This is a genomic window from Bradyrhizobium sp. (assembly GCF_019242285.1).
Classification (GTDB): domain Bacteria; phylum Pseudomonadota; class Alphaproteobacteria; order Rhizobiales; family Xanthobacteraceae; genus Bradyrhizobium.
In genome coordinates this window covers 1-22,000 of the sequence record NZ_JAFAVV010000139.1, presented here as the reverse complement: position 1 = coordinate 22,000, position 22,000 = coordinate 1, and the positions used below count along the sequence as shown (strand labels likewise).

Here is a 22,000-nt window from a genome sequence, read left to right as displayed (position 1 = left end):
ACCATCGTGAGGGGACGGTTCGGCCATTGGCCAGCCGCGGCTGACGTGCTCGCCATGACCAAAGCGACGAAACAGATGGCGAGCCGCATGCGCCTGATCGGGCTGCCGCGACTGCGATGACTGGCTGAGTTCTCATGCCGCCTCCGCCTGTGCCCGGCTTTATGCAGCAGCTCCATTCCAGAAAAAATGTCGACATGAGTTGGTTCACAAGATACCTTTGGTATCTTATGGATACGCGGTTTCTCGAGAGCTTCATTGCAGTGGTCGACAACGGTTCGATCGCCGAAGCAGCGCGGCGGCTCGAATTGACGCCGGCCGCCGTCGCCAAACGAATACGCGCGCTCGAACATCAAATTGGTGCTCGCCTCGTGGCGCGCTCCGGCAGGGTTGTTCGTTCGACCGAGGCGGGCGTGGCAATCCTTGATCGCGCGCGCGGCTTTCTCGCCGATGCACGCGATCTCAGATTGGTGGCGACCAACCGCAAGCCATCTGGAGAATTTCGATTGGGCGCGTTGACATCGGCCGTGTCCGAGATCCTGCCCGACCTTATGAGCGTGTGGACGGAAAAGTATCCCGAGGTCGAGCTGCGCCTCATTCGCGCGACGTCCGCAATCCTCTATCACCGGATTCTCGATGGCGATCTCGACGCGGCGATCATGGCGGAGCCGCCATTTGCAATCCCCAAAACTTGCGACTGGCGTTTGCTGCGGGAGGAGCCCCTGATCGTCCTTGCGCCCGCTCGGACGTCCAATCGAGATCCGCACCATCTGTTGAAGACGGAGCCGTTCCTTCGGATTGAGCGGACCAGTTGGGCGGGGCGCCTGATCGATGGCTATTTGAGAGGAGCGGGTATTCAACCGCACGAGCGGTTCGAGCTGACTGGAATCGATCTCCTCGCGGTCCTCGTCGACCGCGGCCTGGGCGTAACACTCATGCACGACTCCGGCCCGATGTGGCTGAAGGGCCTAGCGGTCACAAAAATCGCCGTCCCAAAAAATGCATTTGCCAGGCGCACCGGACTTCTCTGGAGCCGCGCTTCAGCTCGAATTCGAATGGTGCACACGTTCCTCGACGAGGCCGTGCCGGTGTTTGCGCGCGGAACGGCAGCTTCATCAAAAGTGAGGACTTCTGCCCGTCGCCGGTAAGAGCTCGCGTCTGGTCGTAGATGCGAAATTGTTCGGAGGACTGCTATCGAAGGACCACCGGGCAATGCTGCAGAACCGCGAACACGGGATACCATAGAGGTAGCGCAAGAGGCGCAGGTCATCGCAGATTATAGGGTTGGAGCGCTCAGCCGTCCGCGGCATCATAGTGCCACGGCGAAGCAATAGTGCCCATCTTCATCGGCCGTGGCGCGCCAGTTCACGATTTTGTCCGATATCGTTGCCGATCGACACGCACACACCGTATCAAGCCGCCGATAGCCGCACGTCAGTTTGCTCCCAGCCTACGCGATATGGCCGACGCGAGAGCGGGCATGACAATATCGACGCGAATGGGACCCAACCTGGATATTGCGCGGCTTGCGTACTCCGGTACATCAATTGAGTTTGAACACTGATTTGAAGAAAGTGTTAACCGACTCCTTTGCAGCTTGCGCAGCTTCCGGATCGTAGCCGGTATGTGGGCCGTGGACGATGCAAGCGTCCTTGTAGGTGAATGGCTGTTTCGTCTCTGCGTTTATGAGCAAGCCCTCGTCCTCTTCTTGGATTCTGCAATTTCGAACGCTTTCGAATGTCGGCTGCACCTTTGCGGGCTGAGCGCCAAGCGGATTGTCGAAGCTGTGAGGAGCGTTTGGATACTCTGTCAATACGACGTCTTTGCCCGCAGCTTGTAGGCGCGCTGCGTAGGGCTTGCAGGCGGCGATGGGATTATAGTCGTCGGACGCGCCCCCAAAAATGCGGATCGGCCTGTCAACAACTTCCGTGTCGGACCGGAAGGTCGTCATGCAGTCAGGGTAAAATGCAGTCAGGGTAAAATGGTACATAGGCGCCGATTTCAGTGCCTGACTTGTTCCACAGTTGGTGGAACCGCCTGAGAGTCGCGTAGAGAGTGGCTTGGCCTCCGCGCGAGAAACCCATCAAGCCAATCCGAGCCGGATCGACCCGCGGATGTTTGGCCAGAACCTCAAGCGAACGATAGATGTCCAGTATCAAATTGAGTCGGCCCAGCAACGCTTGGTTCGGATTTAAGTCAATCAGGCCGCGAGCGGTAAAGCCATCGAGCGCCAACGTCGATATGCCAAGCTCATTCAAATCCCTTGACCAAACATCGATTCGCGCATCATAGCCACTCGAAGCGTGCTGAAGAATGACGACCGGCAACCGGCCCGTCCCTTGCGCTAAGAAGGCATACAATATCGAAGTCGTCGGACCCGGATCGAGATTGAACTTCTCAATCAGAAAAGAAGTGTCGGAGAATGGGTGGACCGCGGTATTCGGAAAATGATATGGGAGAACGAGGATGGGCCGCCGGGTTGGGGATTTGGTGGGTTTAGAGCCGGCGGCCCAGCCCAAGACAATTGAAATCGTGGCCGCAATTTCATCCGTTGTCGGCCAACTCTGCCTCAGGCAGGAGCGGCTTAAGTCGGTGCCGTAGTGCCCTCAAGCTCAGCCTCGAATTAACCTAAGCGTTCAAGGTTAAGCGCTTCCGCTCGCGTCTTGTAAGGCTGCCGTAAGCAGGCTGTCGTAGCATGAACCGAGAAAGGGCTGGCGGCACAAGCGACGACCGCCGTTTCAGTCTTGAAGTGACGGCGAGGATTTTCGACCGTGGCTGCCGGACCGAGTCATTCAGAGCTGAGAATTGCGGGTTTCGGGGCCTGCATGATTCGTGGCTATCCGCATGACAGTGGCGGCATGTGCGATGTAGCCCGCGCGGCTGTCGAGAAAGAACTTTCGCGACCCGTTCGCTCGACAGTCATCTCGCTTGGCGGCTTTCCAGCTCCACGCGCAGAGAAATATCTCAAGCGCAAGGTGTTAAGTGGTTTCAACCCGCACTACGTCATCCTTCAGTTTTCGTCGTTGGACGCGCAGTGCGCTCTCCGAAGAGGAAACCGCACCGCTCCGGATCGCGCCCACAGTCGCCCTGCCCCGAACGAGGATTTGGGATATCAAGGGCGGCCAGCTTCGACATTGAGTCTATTGCGATGGGAGGTGGCTACCCTCATTGGGCATCTGCGACGTGCCGAGCCAATTACGCCTTTGCCGCTACATCTTGCGGCGATGGAGCGCATGGCCAAAGATTGCAGAGCAGCTGGCGCAATGCCGGTAGTCCTCTCGCCATTCCTCTACGGATCACGATACACCGCGAGGAACGCGATCGGCTATGCCAAGGCTCTGCAGGACTTGGCGAAGGCTCAAGGCATTATTTTCGTCGATTGTATGCATGCACTGAGGTCCAAAGCCAAGCGTCAGATCCTACAACATGATGGCTTTCATTTATCGTTGATCGGCCAACGTTTGATTGGACAAGCGATCGCAAAAGCTATTGTCGCGAATGTGACGGGACAGCAGAACGCCGAGGGTGTGCAGGCCATCTCGTCGCTTCGCTCCGAGGGACTCGTCTAAGAATGCGCCGGCCGAGTCGCTCACCCGCTCCGCCACGAGCTGGTCGATCGTCAGTTTCTACGCACCGCTGGCAGGTAACGACGATCCAAAGTATTTTGGGCTCCTGCGATTTCTCGACGCCGTCCCTGACGCGAAGCCGAATGCGCTTTCTGATTTTTGCTCGCCGTATGGCGCCGCCGCCTCCGTCTATTTGGCTCTTCGAACGCCCTGACCAGTGGCGCAGTGCTTGATTTGCTCGGGCCCTCGACATCACCATCGCCAGTCAATCCCTACGGGGGTGCGCTGTCTGAGCTCTTGGCGGCGCCGCTGGGGCTCGGCGCGTTGTCGCCGACCTTCGGCGCGCTTTCTTCGCGTTCACCGGCGCCAGCACCCTACACGCCACCCGACCACCGGTAGCGCCAGCCGTAAAGCGAAAGGCATTCTTCTCTTCCACTACGACGATGTCATGCGCGTCAACGTGGTCCGCAATGCCTGGAAGATCACGCACCCGGACAATGCCCTTGTGCGGAGCTTCTACGACAGCGGCCTGCGGGAGAGCAGGAAGTTTGAGGGCGACGAAGCGCTGAGGCGGCTCATTCGAGAGGGTGTCTGCAATACATCAGCCGCCTGCGTGCTCGCGGGATCTGGGACCTGGGAACGTCGGTGGGTACGCTACGAGATCGCAAGGGCGATCATTGACGGCCGCGGACACTTGACGGTCCCACCTCAACGGCATCAGGCACCATGCCACGAAGCACGTGCGGGGACAGAACTCGCTCCGCTTCATGGCGATCGGTAAGGTGCAGGCGAGCATTCGCGAGCCCGTCCGCTAACCCTGTTCGAGCACCGGATTGTCTCGGATAATTTCGGGGGATGGAAAGCCTGGTTGGTATCGCTAAGAAGATTACCGTTCTGCGGTCGACCTGCCTAGATGGGTAATCGATCCAAAGGTCGGCTTCGTCACGCCGCTGTCAGACTGCGCCAACGAGTACGACTCCATGGCGGACAATGGCCACGAGAACATCGGAAGGTGGATCGACCTTGCAGCACAGCGCGCAGGTCGGTGAGGAGTCGACCACCTCCAATTCGGCGGCCTCGCGCGCGCGCCGCCACCGACCTCCGACTAATCGCCGCCCCACCGCCAGCGGGCTGGTTCACCCTTCCACCAGCACACGGCCGCAAAGAGAACGGCGACCAACGCGACATAGGCCACGTAGCCGGCCAGCGAATGCCGCGGCGGCACTATAAAAGATCCGGCCACCACCAGACCCAGGAAGATCGAGAAGGCCAGCCACCCCTCCCAGGTCATCGGAAATCCCCAACCCCATCCGTACTGCTTAGCCCGGAACCAATATCTTGCGCCAGATGACATGGAACGCCTCCAAGGAAAGCGCGACTGCCTCCGAGATGGGGATGAGCCTCGCGCGCTGGAAGACTGAGGGGCCGGGCGCATCGACGTGCGCCTGAAAAAATAGTGCCTTTCCCCTGTGCCTCCGGCAGCCCCGATTCTGGCCGCGGGCGCGTGACGCTTGGCGGCGCTGATCGCGCGCCCGCTCGTTGGAACCGGACGGCGCGCCCGCCGTGATGCGCCCGGCCACCTCCCGAGATTTGGATCCGAGGTCCGGACCGGCGCCCGGCCTTTTTCGTGCTGGCGCGACAATTGCATAGGCTGGGTGGGGATTGAGGTTGGCCTTGCATCCCCATGCCCCCAGCCCGGGCCATCTCATCCCGGCCCGGCGCGCTCAACCCGGAAAGGGCGCGTCGGGCTCGTCGTCATAAACCGGCTTGACCGCTGGTTCGCAGGCGGGCGGAAGCTGCAGGACGTCCGTCTGGCAGAATCGCGAACCTGAAGCGGCGACTGGGCAGGGATTGAGCATACGCGTCGATTGTTCCGCACTGGGACAAGAATCTTTGCGCTGGCGTAAGCCCGTTGCCGGGCGCAAAGTTCCTGTCAGCATGAGGATGGAGGAGTGTCCGGCCATGGCCGAGACGCGGAAGCGGAAGCGGTCCAGGCGCACGCCTTTGAACGCCCGGCTCGCCACGTTTGCTGAGTACGTCCAGGATCAGGCCAACCAGCTCCCGCCTGGCCCGGAGCGGGACGAGATGGTGAGGAAGGCCCGGCAGGCGAAGGTCGCTGACGACCTCGACAAGTGGATTGCCTCGCCCGGCTTGCAGCCGCCAAAATAAACGCGTCGATGCGGATTCAAGGGACCGGGAAGCACCCCCGCTGGGATGCGCGGCGTTGGTATGGTGCACCCTCCACCTTGGGTGCATCCGGCGATCGGGGCGGTCCCCGCTACCCCACGGGGGCCGCCCTACACATGCGGCCGCTGCGTCTTCAAAGTCCGAAAGCGGCGCGAGCTAGCGCCCACAGCGTCCAGGGGATCCAGCGCCCCAGCAGCCAAAACCACCCGCTCTCAGCCGCGAGCAGGACCAGCAAAAGCGCCACGATCACAAGACGGCGGACCACACCCCACACCCAGCCCCGCATCAGCAGCCCCGGCACCGGGTCCCGTTGCATGCCCGAGCCGAAGCTGCCTAGCTCGCCCCGACCTCCCGAGAGCGCGGCAATCGAATACACGAACCCGTCGGACATTCCAAGCGACGCAGCCTAAAGATGCGAAGGCCCCAAGGATATCAAGCGCGACGCCGTGCGTCGTTACGGTCTGCGTCGATCCATCGCCAGGAGCTCGAAAACGTCTCCCGGGAAACTTAGGGCCACGATCGTGTTGTTGCACGTAAGAATGCGCCTAATCGGAGTAGGCGATGTGTGAGAAGTGTAAAGAGTTAGACGACAGAATTGGCCACTACCGCAGACTCGCCACCCAGGTTTCCGACCAGGCCACCTTGGAGAGCATCGAGTTGCTGATTCAGAAAAGTGAGATGGACAAGAAGGCGCTGCACCCGGACCAGTCATAGCCGATGCACGCCTGAGACATGGCGTTGTGTGCACTGGAGAACTGACGAGTTCCATATGACTGGCTATGCTCCATCGTTCCGTTTGCGTTGGAGGCAGTACAATGAAGGACATGCAGATGCACCTCGAAAGTCTCCGGGTGCAGGCTGCGAAATGTGAACTAGCCCGGAACTTGTCAACGGATGCGAAGGAGCGCGAGACCTTTACGAGGCTCGCCGAGCACTTCAAGGTGCTCGCTCGTGAGATCGAGCGCACCATGGCTGACGACGGCAAACCGGTATGAGGCGTGATCTCCTCCGCCCTTTACTTTCAGCGCGTGTACCGCTGCGTCCTTACAAACCTCGGCTGTCGCATTCTCGCTCGATCGCCTGAGGTGACCGCGCTCGGCTAGGCGTCGGTGGCTGAGAGACCGATCGTGCTCCTGCCTGCACGGCCAGGGGAGCGCGCGCTATGCGGCATCTTTTCCAAATATTCCGTGCGAATCAGGACGCGGAGCTCAAAACGCTCAACGCCGCAATCGAGCGCTGTCTCGAGCTTCTGAGAACTCCGCTCCCTGACAGCTTTTAGGTCGCAAAACACACGAGCCATTTCCCGCGGAGGATGAAGCGCGCGTTGCGGGCTGGCTGGCGTCGAAGGAATTGGAGCCGCGGCGATAAGCAATGGCTGTGCTCCGTCAGTGGTGGTTACGACGCGCACGGCAGGCGCGTGGGCCTGAGCAGGTCACCCGCCGAACAGGAACGATGCCGTCAACGCGAACAACAGCGCGACCGCCGCGATGCCGATCGATATAGCGATCGCCGTTCGAAATTCGTTCGGGCGAGGCGGTTTGAGCGGCGGCATTGGGGACTACCGCCTCAAGGCTTGTCACGACGAAGAACGCCTGGTCCCTCAAGGATCTTCTGCTTGCGAACTTTGCGCTCCTCTGCGGGCGTTCCAGGCGTGATAGCGCGGTCAATCACTTTGGCCGCGAGCTCAGCAGCCCGAGCGGCATTCGCTGGGGAACTTGCTCTAGGCCTTGTTGGAGGCGCGTTCCCGAGGCCGATCTGGACCAGCCGGCGGATCGCGTCCGACAAATTCGGCACAGGCCGCTGCTTCGCGCGCCAGCTTTCTACCGCCTCGATCATCTCTTCGGTAAAGCCCACGACTTTTTTGATAGGGTGGGTTTCAGGCCGGCCGACCATTTCGCATATGTCCAATGGCTTTCGGACATTTCCGCATATATCAAAATGACAAGCCGGGCAAGTGCTGGAACGCCGGCCCGGCTCTAACCTCAGCAAGGAGTCCCCCTATGCCGGGCAGCACCTACGGTTCTGACGAACGCGAGTGTGTCGAGGTGATGATCGCCACCGGACACGATTCCCGCGCGATGCTCGAAACGGACGACGGATGGAGCTACCTCGAGAGAAGATTATCCGGGAATGCATCCGGCGCGGCCCGGTGACCTGGAGCGTTGCCGCAGGCGATCCACCTGGCGCTATCCGAACAGTCGGACGAAATCGCGCGGCTGCAAGGGCGCCTCGACGCGCTGGAGCAGGTGCCGGCATGTTGACGCCACGGAAGCCCGCCCGTCGCTTACGGGTCTCCAGCAACAATGTAGCCCATCAAAGCGTTATCGGGTCAAATGGAGGCCCGACCGATGGCTCACGATCAGGAATTGTTACTCTACCCACTCGACACCGGCGAGGATCCGGCCTGTCTTGGTTGTGGGCAGATTATGAAGCTGTTCTCGCACGAGGCGCGCGAGGGCAAGCCGGATATCGTCACATTCAGATGTGCGCAGTGCAGCCGATCTGAACGATTTCTCTGCGACGAATGAGGGCGAGCCGGTCACGCCGGCGGGTCTTTTCTCAGAAAATATTTCCAATTGACGACGCCACCCGACTTTGGCAGTCAAATATCCACGTTCTGCATGATTTGCCCTTGCCCAGCCTCTCGGGCCTTCGAGGAATCAGCATTCATGACAGAACCGCTTCTCCTGTTTCCCGAACAGCTCGATGCGCTCACCGGCATCTGCGATCGCACGCGAATGCGCATGGAAAAACGCGACCTGTTTCCGCGGCGCGTGAAGATTTCACCCCAGCGCATCGCCTGGTGCCGCTCCGACATCGACGAGGGGGCCGGAGACCCCGGGGGTTGGGCTTAACGCAACAGGGCGAAATCGGAGGCGTCGGAGCAACCGGCGGTGCCTCGATGAGCGGCACCCGACCGTTGATCTGGCGTTCGACGTCGAAGATCGCGTCGATGCGCTTCACCGCCTCGAACGCCATCGGCGCGAAGTCGGCGAGTTTGCCGCGCGCCTTGGCGGTGACGTCAGCGAGCACGAAGAACTTGCGCCGCGCATGCGCCCAGCAAGCAGCCTCGGCGATCGGCCCTCCCTTGCGGTCCGCCTCGTAGAGCCGGTTGAAGCCGGCATAGCAGTCCGCCTGCAAGATGCCACCATACCCGTGCAGATGACGCTCGGCGTGCTTGCCGGCGCGGTCGCGCGAGTAGAAGAATGCTGCCGAGGGCGCATCGCGACCGCCGAACGGACGATCCTCGCGCACATAGACCCAGAGCCGTTCGGTCGCGGTATGCCCCTTGGCGAGCACCGGCACCGGCGTCTCGTCGCCATGCGCGTGCTCGCTGGCGAGCACGTGCGGATGGATCAGATCGTACGGCGGTCGCAGCAGCGCGGCACAACCGCCGACCTGAACGGAGGAAAGCCGGTCCGAGTGTTACAGATTAACGGTGGGCCGGACGGAGTTCAGATTGCTCAAAGAAACTAAGACCTGCGGGCGCATCAGTATTGTCCTAGGGTTTACCTCTGTTGTATTTTTGGCTTCTTCAACAGACTTGGCCGTGATGTCTTTGCCGTCTGACCACTTGGAAATCCAGTCTGTTTGTCCCTCGCATGTGGACAATCGCTGGCTCGGCTTTGCCTGGCTGCCAGTGCCGGCGCTGGTTCTGATCATTGCTGCCCTGCGGGTTGAGAACCCTCAGTTCGACTTTGAATCCAATTCGTTGGAAATTGTCCTAAACTTCATCTTCTCTACGCTTGCGAGCGTATACATCGGCTATTTAACCGCTCGCAGTTTCATGTTTCGGGGAGCGCTGGGAGTACTCCTGCTGGGCTGCGCGGTCTGCGCGTTGGGCTTTTCCGGATTCGTCGCCAACGCTGTCAGCGGCGGTTATCCGGACCAGGACGTGGCCATCGGAAATCTGATCTTTGCTCTATCCGCAGCACTTCACTTCAGCGGCGCCGTACTCTTGTTGAGCGCAAAAACCGTACGCGCGAGAGGTGAATGGCTGAGTGCTGCTTATTTGGGTACTGCGGGTGCCATCAGTCTGATAGCTTTGGCGAGCGTCCGCGGCCTTCTCCCTGAGTTCTTTGTGCCCGGAAGCGGCGGCACGCCGCTCCGGCAAATCGTGTTAGGATCATCTATCGCCTTGTTTGTGATTACCGCGTCTCTGACTTCGCTCCAATGGAAGTCCTCGCAATTTGCGTACTGGTATGGCTTGGGCCTGTTTTCCACGAGCGCCGCATATTTTGCGTTCTTGATTCAAACGTCGCTTTGGAGCCCATTGAAATGGGCCGGGATCGCGGCCTCATGTCTCGGGGGCGTCTACCTTGTACTGGCCGCGTTGGCTTCAGTGCGTGACTCCAAAGTCTGGGGAATACCGCTAGAGGATGCGCTTCGCGAGAGCCAGCTCCGCGTAGCCGGTTTACTCGGCAGCATCACGGACTCATTTCTGGTCGTTAACGCCGATTGGAAATTCGTGTTCGTCAATGATCACTTCGCCCGCCGGGTCGGGGTAGCGCGCGAGCAGCTGATAGGCAAATCCGTCTGGCAATACCTCCCAACGGCGGCGGACAGCGAGGCGAACAAGCATTTGCATCGGGCGATGGCGGCGCGGGCACCCGTGGAGTACGAACTCTTTTACGAGCCGCTCAAAATGTGGTTTCTCGACAAGGCTTATCCGACCGATGACGGCGGGATCGCGGTCTATTCACGCGACATTACCGACCGCAAGCGTGACGAAGAGCACAAAGCGATTCTCATCGACGAACTGAATCATCGAGTCAAAAACACGCTGGCCGTTGTGCAGGCTATTGCGAACCAATCATTTAAGTCGGCTGGCTCTCACGCGCAGGCGACGAAAGCTTTTGAGGACCGCCTCATCGCACTTGCGTCTGCTCACGACGTCCTAACCCAAGAACAATGGGAGAGTGCGAGCCTCCGAGACATAATTGAAAAAGCGGTGGCGCCGCATTGTGGGGGCGAACGCTTTGACCTAAATGGTCCTGAAGTGCGTTTGCCACCAAAAGCGGCGATCGCGTTTGCGATGGGCCTCCACGAACTATGCACAAATGCCGTCAAATATGGCGCGTTGTCCAAACCTGAAGGGCGGGTCAGCCTTAATTGGATCGTCGCCAACGGAAGCGGCCCTCTGCGCATAAAACTTCGTTGGCAAGAGCGCGGAGGCCCCGAGGTCGAAAAGCCGAAACGAAAAGGATTTGGCACCAAGTTGGTCGAACAAATATTGGCAGAGGACCTCGATGGCAAAATCGGATTATCCTTCGCGCCAGAAGGCGTGATCTGCTCGATTGACGTTCCCCTCCTCAACATCGTGAGGCGCGAGCCTGTTGAAGACTCGTCGAGTGGACTGTCCTCCTAATCGGCGGCGGCGCGGCGCCCCTCAAGCGCAGGCGATCGATAGCGTTCCGTCGAGGTCGAGGAGCACGGAGCGGACCGAGGAGGTGCTTGACTATTGCGGCCGATCGGAAAGGGTCTGCGGTTGAGAGGGTCCGGCTTTGTTCAGAGGACCGTAGGCACCCAATCGAGGCATCAACGCCGGGACATCAGACGCGTTCGTCATCTGTTTGGCAGCGCGAAGGCTACGACCGCATCGCCGTTGCGGGAGCGAATGCCTCCATGCCCGCCCGCCGCAATCACGACGTATTGGCGACCGTCACGTCCCATGTAGGTGAGCGGCGTCGCGTTGCCGCCTGCGGGCAGGTGAAATTCCCACACCGTCTTGCCGGTGCGTTCGTCGAAGGCGCGAAAATACTGGTCCGATGTCGCGCCCATAAACAGCAGTCCGCTGCGCGTCACGATGCTGCCGCCCATGCTGAACACGCCGGTCGGCAGACCGATCGGCGAACGCAGGCCATAGGGCCCCATGTCGCGTGTGGTGCCAATCGGTCGTTGCCAGATTACCTTCCTGGTGATGAGATCGATCGCTTGTAATTGCCCCCAAGGGGGACGGGTGCAGGGGATCCCGAGCGCGTTCAACCACGGCTCGACCACAATCGAGAAAGGCGTGCCATGTTGCGGGTTGTTGCGAAAGTCCGGCTCCGGGTAGGGCTGCTCCCAGCCGCTCCAGGCCTTGAAAAGTCCCTCGTCGAGCGCCTTGCGGTACGGGATCATCTGAAGCTTGAACGGCATGAAGGTGGTGTTGATGATCATGAGCTTTCGCTCGGGATCGATCGTGGCCCCGTACCAGTCTGAAACTCCGTCGAAGGCCGGCCAGCCGAGTGTGGGCGTGAGCGCCGGCGGCGTAAACAGGCCGTTATCCCGCATGCGTCGGTGGGCAATCCGGCAAAGCAACTGATCGACCGGCGTGGCGCCCCAGAGATCGGTCTCTTTCAGCTTCGGCGCATTGAGCGCCGGCATTCCCACGGAGAATGGCTGTGTCGGCGAGTAGCGTTCGCCGGGGATATCGCCTTTGGGCACCGGCCGCTCCTCGACGTCGGCGAGGGGATGGCCGTCGCGGCGGTCCAGCAGGAAAATCTGTCCCTGCTTGGTGGTCTGCACCAGCGCGGGGATCGTGCCGCCGTCGGGTCCCGGCAGGTCGACCAGCGATGGTCCCGCGGGAAGATCGAAATCCCAGAGGTCGTGATGCACCGTCTGGAAATGCCAACGCTCCTCGCCAGTGTTGATGTCAAGGGCGACCAGCGAACTGGAGTATTTCTCGTCGACGGGCCGCCGCTCGGCGCCGTAGTAGTCCGGCGTCGGGTTGCCAAGCGGCACGAAGACGAGGTTGAGCTTGGGATCGGCGGTATAGACGCCCCAGCCGTTCGGCGTGCCGCGTGTGTATATTTCATCCGCGGTGAGAGGCTTCGTCGACGGGTCGCGGCCGAGATCCCATGACCAGACCAGTTGGCCGGTCATCGCGTCGAACGCCCTGATGACGCCCGAGGGCTCACCTTCAGTTTGATTGTCATAGACCCATCCGCTCAGCATGATCCGGCCGTTCATGACCAGCGGCGGAGACGTGATGAAATGAAATCCGGGTGGCACCGGTCCCATGTGCTCACGAAGATCGACCATTCCGTCCTTGCCAAAGCCTGGGCAGAGCTTTCCGCTCTCGGCATCGAGTTCGAAGAGCCTGGGCAGGTCGGACGCCGTCGCGACGATCCGGTGCTGGCAGGAATTGCCCCGGTCAGTTTCGAAATAGGACACGCCGCGGCAGGCCTGATAGATGTTGTGAGACATGTCGCCTGCCGGGTCATAGCGCCAGCGCAACATGCCCGTGGTCGCATCGAGCGCCACCACCTCGCGGTGCGGCGTGCAGAAGTACAGGGAATCGCCGACCTTGATCGGGGTCGCTTCGAAGCTGAACTCACGTCCTCTTGAATTCTCCCCCGGGCGCGGAAGGTCGCCAGTCGAGAACGACCAGGCTTGCGCAAGTCTTCCGACATTTTCCGGCGTGATCTGGCCGAGAGGGGAGGAGCGATCCCCGGCGGGCGTGCGCCCGTAGAAGCTCCAGTCGGCGTCCGTCACCGATGGATCAGAGATCCCAGTTGGCGCCGTGGTCCATGCAGCGGGCACGGCGTTTTGCACGAAACGCTCGGCCGTGACGCGATAGCCCGCCATGACCACGAACGCGATGAGCAGTGCGCAGGCTGCCGTTCCGGCCCACCAAACGTTCCGATTTGGGCGAGGTCCAGAATGCAGGCGTCCGGCTACGAAGGGACTGAGGATCCATCCGCCGAGTACCGCGGGCGCGATCAGCCGCGGAATGAGCGCCCATCCATCGAGGCCTGCTTCGTAGATGGCCCATGCTAGGGTGGCAACGAGGATCAGGGCGTAGAGCACGGCTCCCAGGATGCGACCGGACGCGATCAGAACTCCGCTTATCGTCAAAGCCAGCCCGGCGGCGAGATAATACGATGTTCCGCCCAAAACCAGAAGCCAGGCCCCTAACCCGCCGATCCCGACGCCGAGCAATGCGACCACCCCGCCTGTAACGGCGATCAGAGTTCTGCGGCTGCGGCTCTGCATCATGAACTCCTCCTGGCGGGGTGCGGACACGCGGCTACATCCGGCTTTAGACGCGCCGCCGAGTGTGAAACCACGCAGGAGCAGATTTGTTGCCCGTCATTTGACATAAAGGAGCGGATGCGCGAACGAGAGAAGTACAAATTCCGACAGGCGAGTAGCGCAAAGGCAGGCAGATTCAGAGCTATTCTCTTCACGCGGCCAGCAAGGTTCGCCGGCTCTGAAGTCCCCTGAGGGCCCAATGGAGTTCATCCGGAGCCGGCGAGTTGCCTAGCAGAATCAATCTTATTCTGACCGATGATTGCGGTGACTCGTTGCGCAAAACTATCAACGTCGAAAGGCTTTGTGATAACTGCCATGTCCGGTTCGAGATACCCAGGACTAACTGCCGCGTTCTCTGCGTACCCTGTCATAAAAAGCACCTTCAGGCCTGGACGAACGCCGCGAGCAGCATCGGCGATTTGTCGGCCATTCATCCCATTTGGCAAGCCGACATCCGTGACGAGAAGGTCGATCGCTCGGTCCGACTGCAGGATCTTCATCGCCGACGGTCCATCGACCGCTTCCAAAACAATGTAGTCAAGCTCTGTCAGCATCTCTATGACGAGCATCCTGATGGCCGCTTCGTCATCGACGACAAGGACCGTCGCTCCCCCCTTAGCATGCGGTGTCGCCGAGTCGAGACGGGACTTTTCCTCGATATCTTCTCCTTGGTAGCGCGGAAGATAAAGGCAGACCGCCGTGCCCTTACCCAGCTCCGAGTAGATGCGAACTTGGCCGCCGGACTGGCGAGCAAAACCATAGATCATCGAAAGTCCAAGCCCCGTGCCTTGACCGGTAGGCTTTGTTGTGAAAAACGGCTCAAACGCGCGGGCAACTATGTCGGGCGACATGCCCGTCCCGGTGTCGCTTACGCAGAGTGAGATATATTGGCCGCTTGGTATGTCTCTCTCGCGGGCCGCGCGTTCGTCGAGCCAGCGATTACCTGTTTCTATCGTCAAGCGTCCGCCATCCGGCATGGCGTCACGCGCGTTGATACAAAGATTGAGGAGAGCATTCTCGAGCTGAGGCGGATCGACAAGCGTTAACCAGAGACCGGCTTCGAATGCGACCTCGACAGCGATCGAAGGACCGACGGTCCTACGGATAAGCTCATCCAATCCTCCAATGAGCTTGTTTACCAATGTCGGTTTAGGATCGAGGGTCTGCCGACGCGAGAATGCGAGCAAACGGTGAGTTAGGGCAGAGGCTCGTTTTGTCGCGCTTTGAGCGGCTGTGACAAAGCGTTCCAACTCATCGGTTCTGCGTTGCTTTAGCCGACGGTCTAAAAGCTCCAAACTTCCACCGATCACAGCAAGCAGATTATTGAAGTCATGCGCGAGACCGCCTGTAAGCTGGCCGACGGCTTCCATCTTCTGCGATTGGCGTAGGACCTCTTGGGCTTCCTCGAGCTCTTTGGTTCGTTCAGCGACCCGCGCCTCCAAGGTCTCGGCCCATTCGCGAAGGGTGGCTTCGCTTTTGAGCAAGCGAGCTTCCGTTATCTTGCGCTCCGTGATGTCAATAGCCGTCCCCAGCGCCCGGATGCATCGTCCGGAAGCGTCGAAAACCCCCTTGCCCTTCGCGGCGACCCACCTGATGACGCCATCCTCTTTTCCGATGGTCCGATATTCGACATCGTAAACGGCGTGCTGTTCGGGGTTGAGCGCCGACGCAAACGCCTTGCTCGTTTTTTCGACGTCATTCGGATGCAGCCCGGCGTAAAAATCCGCCATACTACAAACTACATTCGGCGAAATGCCGAACATGCCTTTGGTTCGTTCCGACCACGTGAGAACATCGGTCGTAAGATCTAAGTCCCAGGTCCCGATTTCGGCAGCCTCCGTTGCCAGGCGCAGCGATTCCTCACTGAATTCCAACCGCGCCTGATTGGCTCTTCGTTCAGCGGCCAGGATGGCATTTTCGCCCTCCAGCGCCGCCAGCCTATCCTGCCCAAACGTCACGTCGAGTTGGCCGAAGAAGTAGGCGACGTTTCCATCCGCATCGTTGACCGGCGACAGCAATATTCGATTCCAGAATTTCGAGCCGTCCTTTCGATAGTTGCAAATATCAATCTCGATGGGGCGCAAAGATTCGATCGCTTCGCGGATTTGACTGACATGGTCAGGATCGGTTTCCGGACCTTGGAGAACCCGGCAATTCCGTCCTAGCAATTCGTCCTCTTCGTATCCGGTAAGGCTGCAGAACGCGTCGTTCGCGAAAATGATGGGATTGTCGTGCCGGTTGGGGTCCGTGATGACCATCGGCATGCGGGTAGCACGAACGGCGGCGACAAACGGATCAGCATCTGATCTGAAGGTCGAGGCTTTTGGACGTTTGGATTTGGATGTCCCTTCGTCCCTCTCCACCATGCTCCACCCCGACCCACAGACTTGGTTTACTTTGTTCGGCGCTCCGGTTAGCGCACACTTCGATCGATATTTGGTTCGGCCCCTGCACTCAGCCGGAAGTAGTTCTGCTCAGGCCAAGCCGGCGGCGCTTTTTTACAGATTTGCCAACACGTCCAATTTTGCTGGAAAAGTTCCGGCAAGGGAATAGAGATTCCTTTTTTTGGCATACGACCTTGTGCAACACCCTATGCCCTTGTTAAGGCCGCAGGTGCGATTGGCGCTTGCCACTAGGATGGCCCGCGTTCACGGGCTGGCGGCGGGCAGGTCGCGCAAAGTGAAGGCACGGCTGCCGAGCAGAACTCTCCAGCGCCGGATCGACCCTGACGAAAACGCCCGGCCGATGTCGGAGGGCTCGCGCTTGCGTCCTTGCCGGACGGAACGTGTCGGCCTGATCCGGCGCGCAAGTCGCACATTTTACCTTTCAAGGAGGCTTCGTTCGCAGGGGTTGAGAGACCACAGGATGCGCATGACCTAAGATCATATCGAGAAGTTGTCGAGCAGGGCCTCTCCATTGGAGACCAACTATCCCCGTCCTCGTCCGGCTTTTCTTTGAACTCGTCCTTTATTTTTGCCGCCTATTGCCCCTATCTCGGCCGCCGCCGTGGAAGTAGGCATTGCCATTTCTTTGCCGGCTACTCCCGGGAGGCAAATGAGAATACAGCGCCGACAAAGCCGGCGTTCTGGAACCTCAAGCCTCTATCTGCGTTAGTCCGGGTTTTGGCTGGAAAGAAGCGCTGCGGCTCCTGCAGCGGATTTCGAATAGCAAACTACCCGGCAGAGGGTGCACGTGATAATTACTAGACGATCCAGACTTGCTGAGCCGCGTCAAATAGCAGGCGAGTGTTAGCTTTGAGCCTTGGAGTTGTCATGGGACTCGTTACCGAAGCCGATCTTCGTCCACCGCCGGTCGTGCCTCAGGACCCTGCAGAACACACCGGCGGTCCAATGCCGAACGCCAGTGAAAGCGCGGACATGAGGGGCCTCATCAACTCGATGGATTGGTCCGAGACGCCGCTGGGTCGATCCGAGGCCTGGTCTCCGGCACTGCGGATGATGGTCGACTTTCTCCTCGCGAACCGATTTCCGCTGTTGCTGTGGTGGGGACCAGAGTACATTTCGATATACAACGATGCGTATCGTCCCATCCTGGGCGACAAACATCCCGGAGCCCTGGGCCGCCCCTTCAAGGAGGTGTGGCCAGAAATAAAGAACGTCCTCGAACCTCTGATAGACGCCCCTTACCGAGGGGGGCCCGCAACGTGGATGGAAGACATCCTCTTGGAGATCAATCGCCACGGCTTCTTCGAAGAGACCCACTTTACGATCGCCTATAGCCCGGTCCCCGACGATCGCGCACCGCGGGGCATCGGCGGCGTGCTCGCCACGGTGCATGAAATAACGGAGAAGATAGTCGGAGAAAGGCGAATTTCCGCGTTGCGCGACATCGGCGCTCGTAGCGGCGAAGCCAAAACTGCAGAAGAGGCATGTCGTGCCACAGTCGGAGCGCTCGCCAAGTACCCGATGGATGTTCCATTCGCCCTGGTCTATCTGCTCGATGACTCTCAGCGTACTGCGCGGTTGTGTGCCGCAGTGGGTGTCGAACCGGGAGCGCCGATCGCGCCGATGGTCCTGGATCTTCAGGGTCGATCTGCGAGCGATTGGCCAGCATCAGAAGTCACTTCGGGAAGGGCTGTCATCACGGTGGACCGGCTTACTGACCGGTTCAGAAACGTTCCGCCGGGCCCGTGGTCGGACCCGCCCCCGGCCGCGGTGATGATTCCAATAAAATCCAGCGTGTCGCACGATCCTGCGGGGATCATGATTGCAGGCACGAGCGCGCGCCTGCAGTCGGACGAGCAGTATCGGACGTTCCTTGATCTGGCCGCGGCCCAGATTGCCAACTCCGTGGCAGCTGCGCGCGCTTACGAGGAGGAACGAAAACGTTCGGAGGCGTTGGCCGAGATCGACAAGGCCAAGACTCTATTCTTCACGAACATCAGCCATGAGTTTCGAACGCCGCTGACATTGATACTCGGCCCGTTGGAAGCCGCACTTTCCGGCGGAGATGAAAAGGAAAACCAAAGAGAAGAGCTCGAAGTTGCTCACCGTAACGCGATGCGTCTTCTGAAGCTCGTCAATTCTCTGCTGGATTTTTCTCGTATCGAAGCCGGGCGAGCAAACCCCCGGTTCGAGTCGCTCGATCTTGCCAGGTTGACAGTCGATTTGGCCAGCAATTTCCGGTCAGCTTGCGAACAGGCTGGCCTGTCGTTAGCCGTCGATTGCCCTCCTCTGCCCGCGAACGCCCGTGTCGATCGCGAGATGTGGGAAAAGATCGTTCTCAACCTGCTTTCCAATGCATTCAAGTTCACCTTCGAGGGCGAGGTTGCCGTGAGCTTGCGCGCGGTGGACGGATGCGCCGAACTTTCGGTACGTGACAGCGGAGTTGGCATTCCTATCGACAAGATTCCGCGTTTGTTCGACCGGTTTCACCGCATCGAAGGGCAAAAGAGCCGGAACTACGAAGGCACTGGCATCGGTTTATCACTCGTCAATGAGCTCGTGAAGCTTCACGGCGGCGAGGTGCGGGTCGAAAGCGCAGTCGGCAAGGGATCGAGATTCACGCTGCGCATTCCCTTCAGCAAAGGAGAGCTGTCGAGCGATCAGATCGAGGCAGACGCCGGCCGATCGCTCGGAGGGGTCAGCCCGCGAGCTTACGTGCAGGACGCATTGGGTGGAGCAACGCGAGTTGCATCACTCCGCGCCCGATCAACGAGCGGACTTGATTTTGGCGGTGACGCGCCCACAATTGAGCGCAGCAGAGTGCTCGTAGTCGACGATAATGCGGACATGCGCGATTATATCAGCGGTTTGCTTGCCTCCCACTTCGCCGTGGAGGCGGTTGGTGACGGTGAAGCCGCGCTAGCTGCGCTGAAGAGAGGACATTTTGACCTGGTCGTGGCCGACGTGATGATGCCGCGTCTTGATGGCTTCGGTCTGTTGAAGGCAATGCGAGCTGACGACACGCTCTGCGATATTCCGATCATTTTGCTTTCGGCGCGCGCTGGAGAGGAGAGCCGGGTGGAAGGCATCGAGGCCGGTGCCGACGATTATCTCGTCAAGCCGTTCTCGGGCCGAGAGCTTTTGGCGCGCGTCAAAGCACGGCTAGATCTACAGGACACTCGCAAGGCCTATGACAAGCAGATAGAGGCGCTCAACAAGCAGCTGGAGGATGATCTATCCGCTTTGCGCCGCATCCAACAGGTCAGAACGAACCTCATCAACCGCGAGGACTTGAAGACCAGGCTATCGGAAATTCTGTCGGCGGCAGCGGACCTGACGGGTACGGCCAAGGGCAACATTCAACTTTATGATTCAATGACGGGAGTCTTGCGTATCATCGTCCACCAAGGTTTTGGCCAGCGCTTCCTAGATCAATTCCTGCATCAAGGCTCCGCAGCCGTTTGCGATGTCGCTGCACAGAAGATCGAGCGCATGATTTGGGAAGATATCGCAGTAGTACCTGAACTCAGGGACACGGAAGATCTCGCGGTCATTCTGGGGGATGGCATCCGGGCGATCCAATCCACGCCACTTGTCGGGCTGGATGGACGCTTGCTTGGACTTTTGAATAACCATTTCCCCGGCCGACATCGTCCTTCTGATCGGGATCTACGCCATCTGGACCTCCTGGCGCGAATGGCGGCCGATTTCATCGAGAGATGGCAGTCCGATGAGCAGGTGAGGCACCGCGCGCAGCAATTCGAGACCCTCCTCGACCGTGCACCTCTCGGAGTCTATCTGGTGGACGCCGAGCTTCGCATCAGAGACGTCAATCCGCTCGCTAGGCCAGTTTTCGGTGATATCCCCGACTTGATCGGCAAGGACCTCGAAGAGGTCATGAATGTCCTTTGGCCGAAGAATTACGCCGACGAAATCGTGCGGCGATTCCGTCATACCTTGATGACCGGCGAATCATATGAAACGCCGGAGCGGATCGAGCAACGACTGGATCGAAAGACCACCGAGTACTATGAGTGGCGTATCGACCGAATCAAGTTGCCGGATGGTGCGTTCGGCATCGTCTGTTATTTCCGCGACATATCGAACCAGGTCGAGACACGGGAGCGGCTGAAGCTGCTGATCGACGAGCTCAATCACCGGGTCAAGAATACACTCGCAACCGTCCAATCCATAGCGGGTCAAACCTTGCGCAACGCCTCGACGACGGCCGAAGGACGTCGCGCCCTGGAAGCCCGCCTGCTGGCATTGGCCGCGACCCACGATGTCCTGACCCGTCAACATTGGGAAGGCGCGGACATCCATGACGTCATCGGAGGCGCACTTTCGGCACACAAGCCCAGCGGCGACGGCGGACGGATCAGGTTAGCCGGACCGAGTGTGCGGCTTCTCCCAAAGGCAGCCTTGGCGTTCTCCATGGCAATGCACGAGCTTGGCACCAATGCGGTGAAGTATGGCGCTTTATCGGGTGCCAACGGGCGAATCCTGATCCGTTGGGATATTGCCATTTCGGACCCGCAAAAGTTCACGCTTAAATGGACGGAAAGCGACGGGCCGCCGGTGGAGCCTCCCAAACGGCGCGGTTTTGGCTCACGATTGATCGAAAGGGGGCTCGCACAGGATCTAGACGGCCAGATAAAACTGGATTTCGTCCGGTCCGGCCTCGTTTGCATGGTTGTGGCACCAATCGCCGGAATTCAGGCAGGGGCGCCAAGCAGGTTCAGTAATCCCTAGCGGCGTGCTGCAATAGTAGCGCGGCCAAACGATCAGAGCCGTAGTGGAGTTTTGGTACCATGTCCGAAGTTGCTCTGGCCGGGAAACGCGTCTTGGTCGTCGAGGACGAATCGCTAGTCACGATGCTCATCGAAGATACTTTGGCCGAAATAGGATGTGAGCCGGTTGCGTTCTGTTCCAAGTACGAGGATGCCATGTGCAGCGCAAGTACGTTGTCGTGCGACGTAGTCCTCCTCGATGTCAATTTGAATGGGTATCAAACGTTCCCAATCGCGGCCGCTTTGCTGGAGCGAGATATCCCCTTCGTATTCGTAACCGGCTATGGCTCGGCTGGTTTATCCGCGTCGTTGCGACACGCTCCGGTTGTCCAGAAGCCGTTTCGAAGCTCAGATCTCGAGAATGCCCTGAGGGCTGCACTGACAGTTCGGTCCCCAGGAGGGCCGACCGCGCAGGAGCAAGGTAGCTCAACAATCTGACATCTAAGTAGTCTTGCCGAACAGCAGGTCATCCTTTTGCCTCGAACGTTGCTTGACGGAATAGCGACGTGGGAGGACCACCAGGACATTCGTTCGCGAATTCGGCTGGCCGATGCGCGGGGAAGCGGAAACGGACTTCGTTTCAGGTCACGCAAAACATCAGCTGATATATTCTATCCTATACCGGAATATATTCTTTGATATATCGACTTCGATCAATAGCGTGGCTGCCGTTCGCACATCATGGGACACGGCCATGGCTAGCGATCCAGCAAAACAATCTGACGATACAAGCGACCCGGCTTGCCATGATCACCAAGACAGCAGGACTGCCGCCGGGCCGCTTGGCGCGACCTATTGGATCACCGGGCTCCCGGGCGCCGGGAAAACCACCATCGCGCGTCTGCTCTGGACCAAGCTGAGATCCGAGGGATTACCCGCCATTTTGATCGACGGTGATCGCATGCGCAACATCCTCGGGGACCGCTTCGGGTATAGCCGCGAAGAACGAGAGCAGCTCGCAGGCATCTATGGACGATGGTGCCTAGAACTCAACCGGCAAGGAACTGATGCAGTATGCGCAACGGTTTCCATGTTCGAG

At 59.5% G+C, this 22,000-nt stretch carries 19 protein-coding genes and 1 pseudogene; 12 read left to right on the top strand and 8 right to left on the bottom strand.

Features of this window, described 5'->3' with window-relative positions:
- The first annotated feature begins 194 nt into the window (after positions 1-194).
- Positions 195-1,145, top strand: a complete 951-nt coding sequence (locus JOY90_RS04885) for a LysR family transcriptional regulator (protein ID WP_291690023.1) — start codon at positions 195-197, stop codon at positions 1,143-1,145.
- A 395-nt stretch (positions 1,146-1,540) separates the two neighbouring features.
- Here JOY90_RS04885 and JOY90_RS04880 read toward each other — a convergent pair whose 3' ends face one another.
- Both JOY90_RS04880 and JOY90_RS04875 read right to left on the bottom strand, forming a co-directional pair.
- Positions 1,541-1,948, bottom strand: a complete 408-nt coding sequence (locus tag JOY90_RS04880; RefSeq protein WP_291690022.1) for a dienelactone hydrolase family protein — start codon at positions 1,946-1,948, stop codon at positions 1,541-1,543.
- Between the two features lie 4 nt (positions 1,949-1,952).
- Positions 1,953-2,324 carry a dienelactone hydrolase family protein gene (locus tag JOY90_RS04875; protein ID WP_291690021.1) on the bottom strand — a complete coding sequence of 124 codons (372 nt, stop codon included), beginning with the start codon at positions 2,322-2,324 and terminating at the stop codon, positions 1,953-1,955.
- A 444-nt stretch (positions 2,325-2,768) separates the two neighbouring features.
- Between JOY90_RS04875 and JOY90_RS04870 the strand changes: the two genes are divergently transcribed.
- The gene (locus tag JOY90_RS04870; protein WP_291690020.1) at positions 2,769-3,566 is read left to right on the top strand and encodes a GDSL-type esterase/lipase family protein; all 798 of its coding nucleotides are present in this window, start codon (positions 2,769-2,771) and stop codon (positions 3,564-3,566) included.
- Between the two features lie 214 nt (positions 3,567-3,780).
- Positions 3,781-4,344: a TIR domain-containing protein gene (locus JOY90_RS40060; protein ID WP_367276880.1), complete on the top strand. Its 564-nt coding sequence runs from the start codon at positions 3,781-3,783 to the stop codon at positions 4,342-4,344.
- 324 nt (positions 4,345-4,668) lie between these two features.
- On the opposite strand, the gene JOY90_RS04865 is transcribed toward JOY90_RS40060, so the two are convergent.
- The gene (locus tag JOY90_RS04865) at positions 4,669-4,854 is read right to left on the bottom strand and encodes a hypothetical protein (protein WP_291690019.1); all 186 of its coding nucleotides are present in this window, start codon (positions 4,852-4,854) and stop codon (positions 4,669-4,671) included.
- Positions 4,855-5,525: 671 nt separating this feature from the next.
- Here JOY90_RS04865 and JOY90_RS04860 point away from each other — a divergent pair.
- Positions 5,526-5,732 carry a hypothetical protein gene (locus tag JOY90_RS04860; protein ID WP_291690018.1) on the top strand — a complete coding sequence of 69 codons (207 nt, stop codon included), beginning with the start codon at positions 5,526-5,528 and terminating at the stop codon, positions 5,730-5,732.
- A 151-nt stretch (positions 5,733-5,883) separates the two neighbouring features.
- Here JOY90_RS04860 and JOY90_RS04855 read toward each other — a convergent pair whose 3' ends face one another.
- Positions 5,884-6,141, bottom strand: a complete 258-nt coding sequence (locus JOY90_RS04855) for a hypothetical protein (RefSeq protein ID WP_291690017.1) — start codon at positions 6,139-6,141, stop codon at positions 5,884-5,886.
- Positions 6,142-6,565: 424 nt separating this feature from the next.
- Here JOY90_RS04855 and JOY90_RS04850 point away from each other — a divergent pair, with 424 nt between their 5' ends.
- Entirely contained in the window at positions 6,566-6,745 is a 180-nt protein-coding gene (locus tag JOY90_RS04850) for a hypothetical protein (protein ID WP_291690016.1), read from the top strand.
- 571 nt (positions 6,746-7,316) lie between these two features.
- Here the strand turns inward: JOY90_RS04850 and JOY90_RS04845 are convergent.
- Complete coding sequence (locus JOY90_RS04845) at positions 7,317-7,643, bottom strand: hypothetical protein (protein ID WP_291690015.1); 327 nt, start codon at positions 7,641-7,643, stop codon at positions 7,317-7,319.
- Between the two features lie 107 nt (positions 7,644-7,750).
- Here JOY90_RS04845 and JOY90_RS04840 point away from each other — a divergent pair, with 107 nt between their 5' ends.
- From JOY90_RS04840 to JOY90_RS40055, 3 genes are all read left to right on the top strand, one after another.
- Complete coding sequence (locus JOY90_RS04840; RefSeq protein ID WP_291690014.1) at positions 7,751-7,903, top strand: hypothetical protein; 153 nt, start codon at positions 7,751-7,753, stop codon at positions 7,901-7,903.
- Between the two features lie 195 nt (positions 7,904-8,098).
- Complete coding sequence (locus JOY90_RS04835; RefSeq protein ID WP_291690013.1) at positions 8,099-8,278, top strand: hypothetical protein; 180 nt, start codon at positions 8,099-8,101, stop codon at positions 8,276-8,278.
- A gap of 93 nt (positions 8,279-8,371) precedes the next feature.
- Positions 8,372-8,605: a helix-turn-helix transcriptional regulator gene (locus tag JOY90_RS40055; protein WP_367276881.1), complete on the top strand. Its 234-nt coding sequence runs from the start codon at positions 8,372-8,374 to the stop codon at positions 8,603-8,605.
- Positions 8,606-8,663: 58 nt separating this feature from the next.
- Here the strand turns inward: JOY90_RS40055 and JOY90_RS04830 are convergent.
- Positions 8,664-9,158, bottom strand: a pseudogene (locus tag JOY90_RS04830) (transposase); the annotation flags it as partial.
- A 52-nt stretch (positions 9,159-9,210) separates the two neighbouring features.
- On the opposite strand from JOY90_RS04830, the gene JOY90_RS04825 reads away from it, so the two are divergent.
- A complete protein-coding gene (locus tag JOY90_RS04825; protein WP_291690012.1) occupies positions 9,211-11,118 on the top strand; it encodes an HWE histidine kinase domain-containing protein in 1,908 nt (635 codons plus the stop codon).
- A gap of 197 nt (positions 11,119-11,315) precedes the next feature.
- On the opposite strand, the gene JOY90_RS04820 is transcribed toward JOY90_RS04825, so the two are convergent.
- Positions 11,316-13,727, bottom strand: coding sequence for a membrane-bound PQQ-dependent dehydrogenase, glucose/quinate/shikimate family (locus JOY90_RS04820; protein WP_291690011.1), 2,412 nt, complete (start codon positions 13,725-13,727; stop codon positions 11,316-11,318).
- 245 nt (positions 13,728-13,972) lie between these two features.
- Entirely contained in the window at positions 13,973-16,132 is a 2,160-nt protein-coding gene (locus JOY90_RS04815; RefSeq protein ID WP_291690010.1) for a PAS domain S-box protein, read from the bottom strand.
- Between the two features lie 906 nt (positions 16,133-17,038).
- Between JOY90_RS04815 and JOY90_RS04810 the strand changes: the two genes are divergently transcribed.
- The 3 genes from JOY90_RS04810 to JOY90_RS04805 all read left to right on the top strand — a co-directional run.
- Positions 17,039-20,923 carry an ATP-binding protein gene (locus JOY90_RS04810; protein ID WP_291690009.1) on the top strand — a complete coding sequence of 1,295 codons (3,885 nt, stop codon included), beginning with the start codon at positions 17,039-17,041 and terminating at the stop codon, positions 20,921-20,923.
- A gap of 59 nt (positions 20,924-20,982) precedes the next feature.
- On the top strand, positions 20,983-21,399 hold the full coding sequence (locus tag JOY90_RS40050) for a response regulator (protein ID WP_367276879.1): 417 nt from the start codon (positions 20,983-20,985) through the stop codon (positions 21,397-21,399).
- Between the two features lie 256 nt (positions 21,400-21,655).
- Positions 21,656-22,000, top strand: a 345-nt coding sequence (locus JOY90_RS04805; RefSeq protein WP_291690008.1) for an adenylyl-sulfate kinase, incomplete at its 3' end; no start/stop codon positions are given.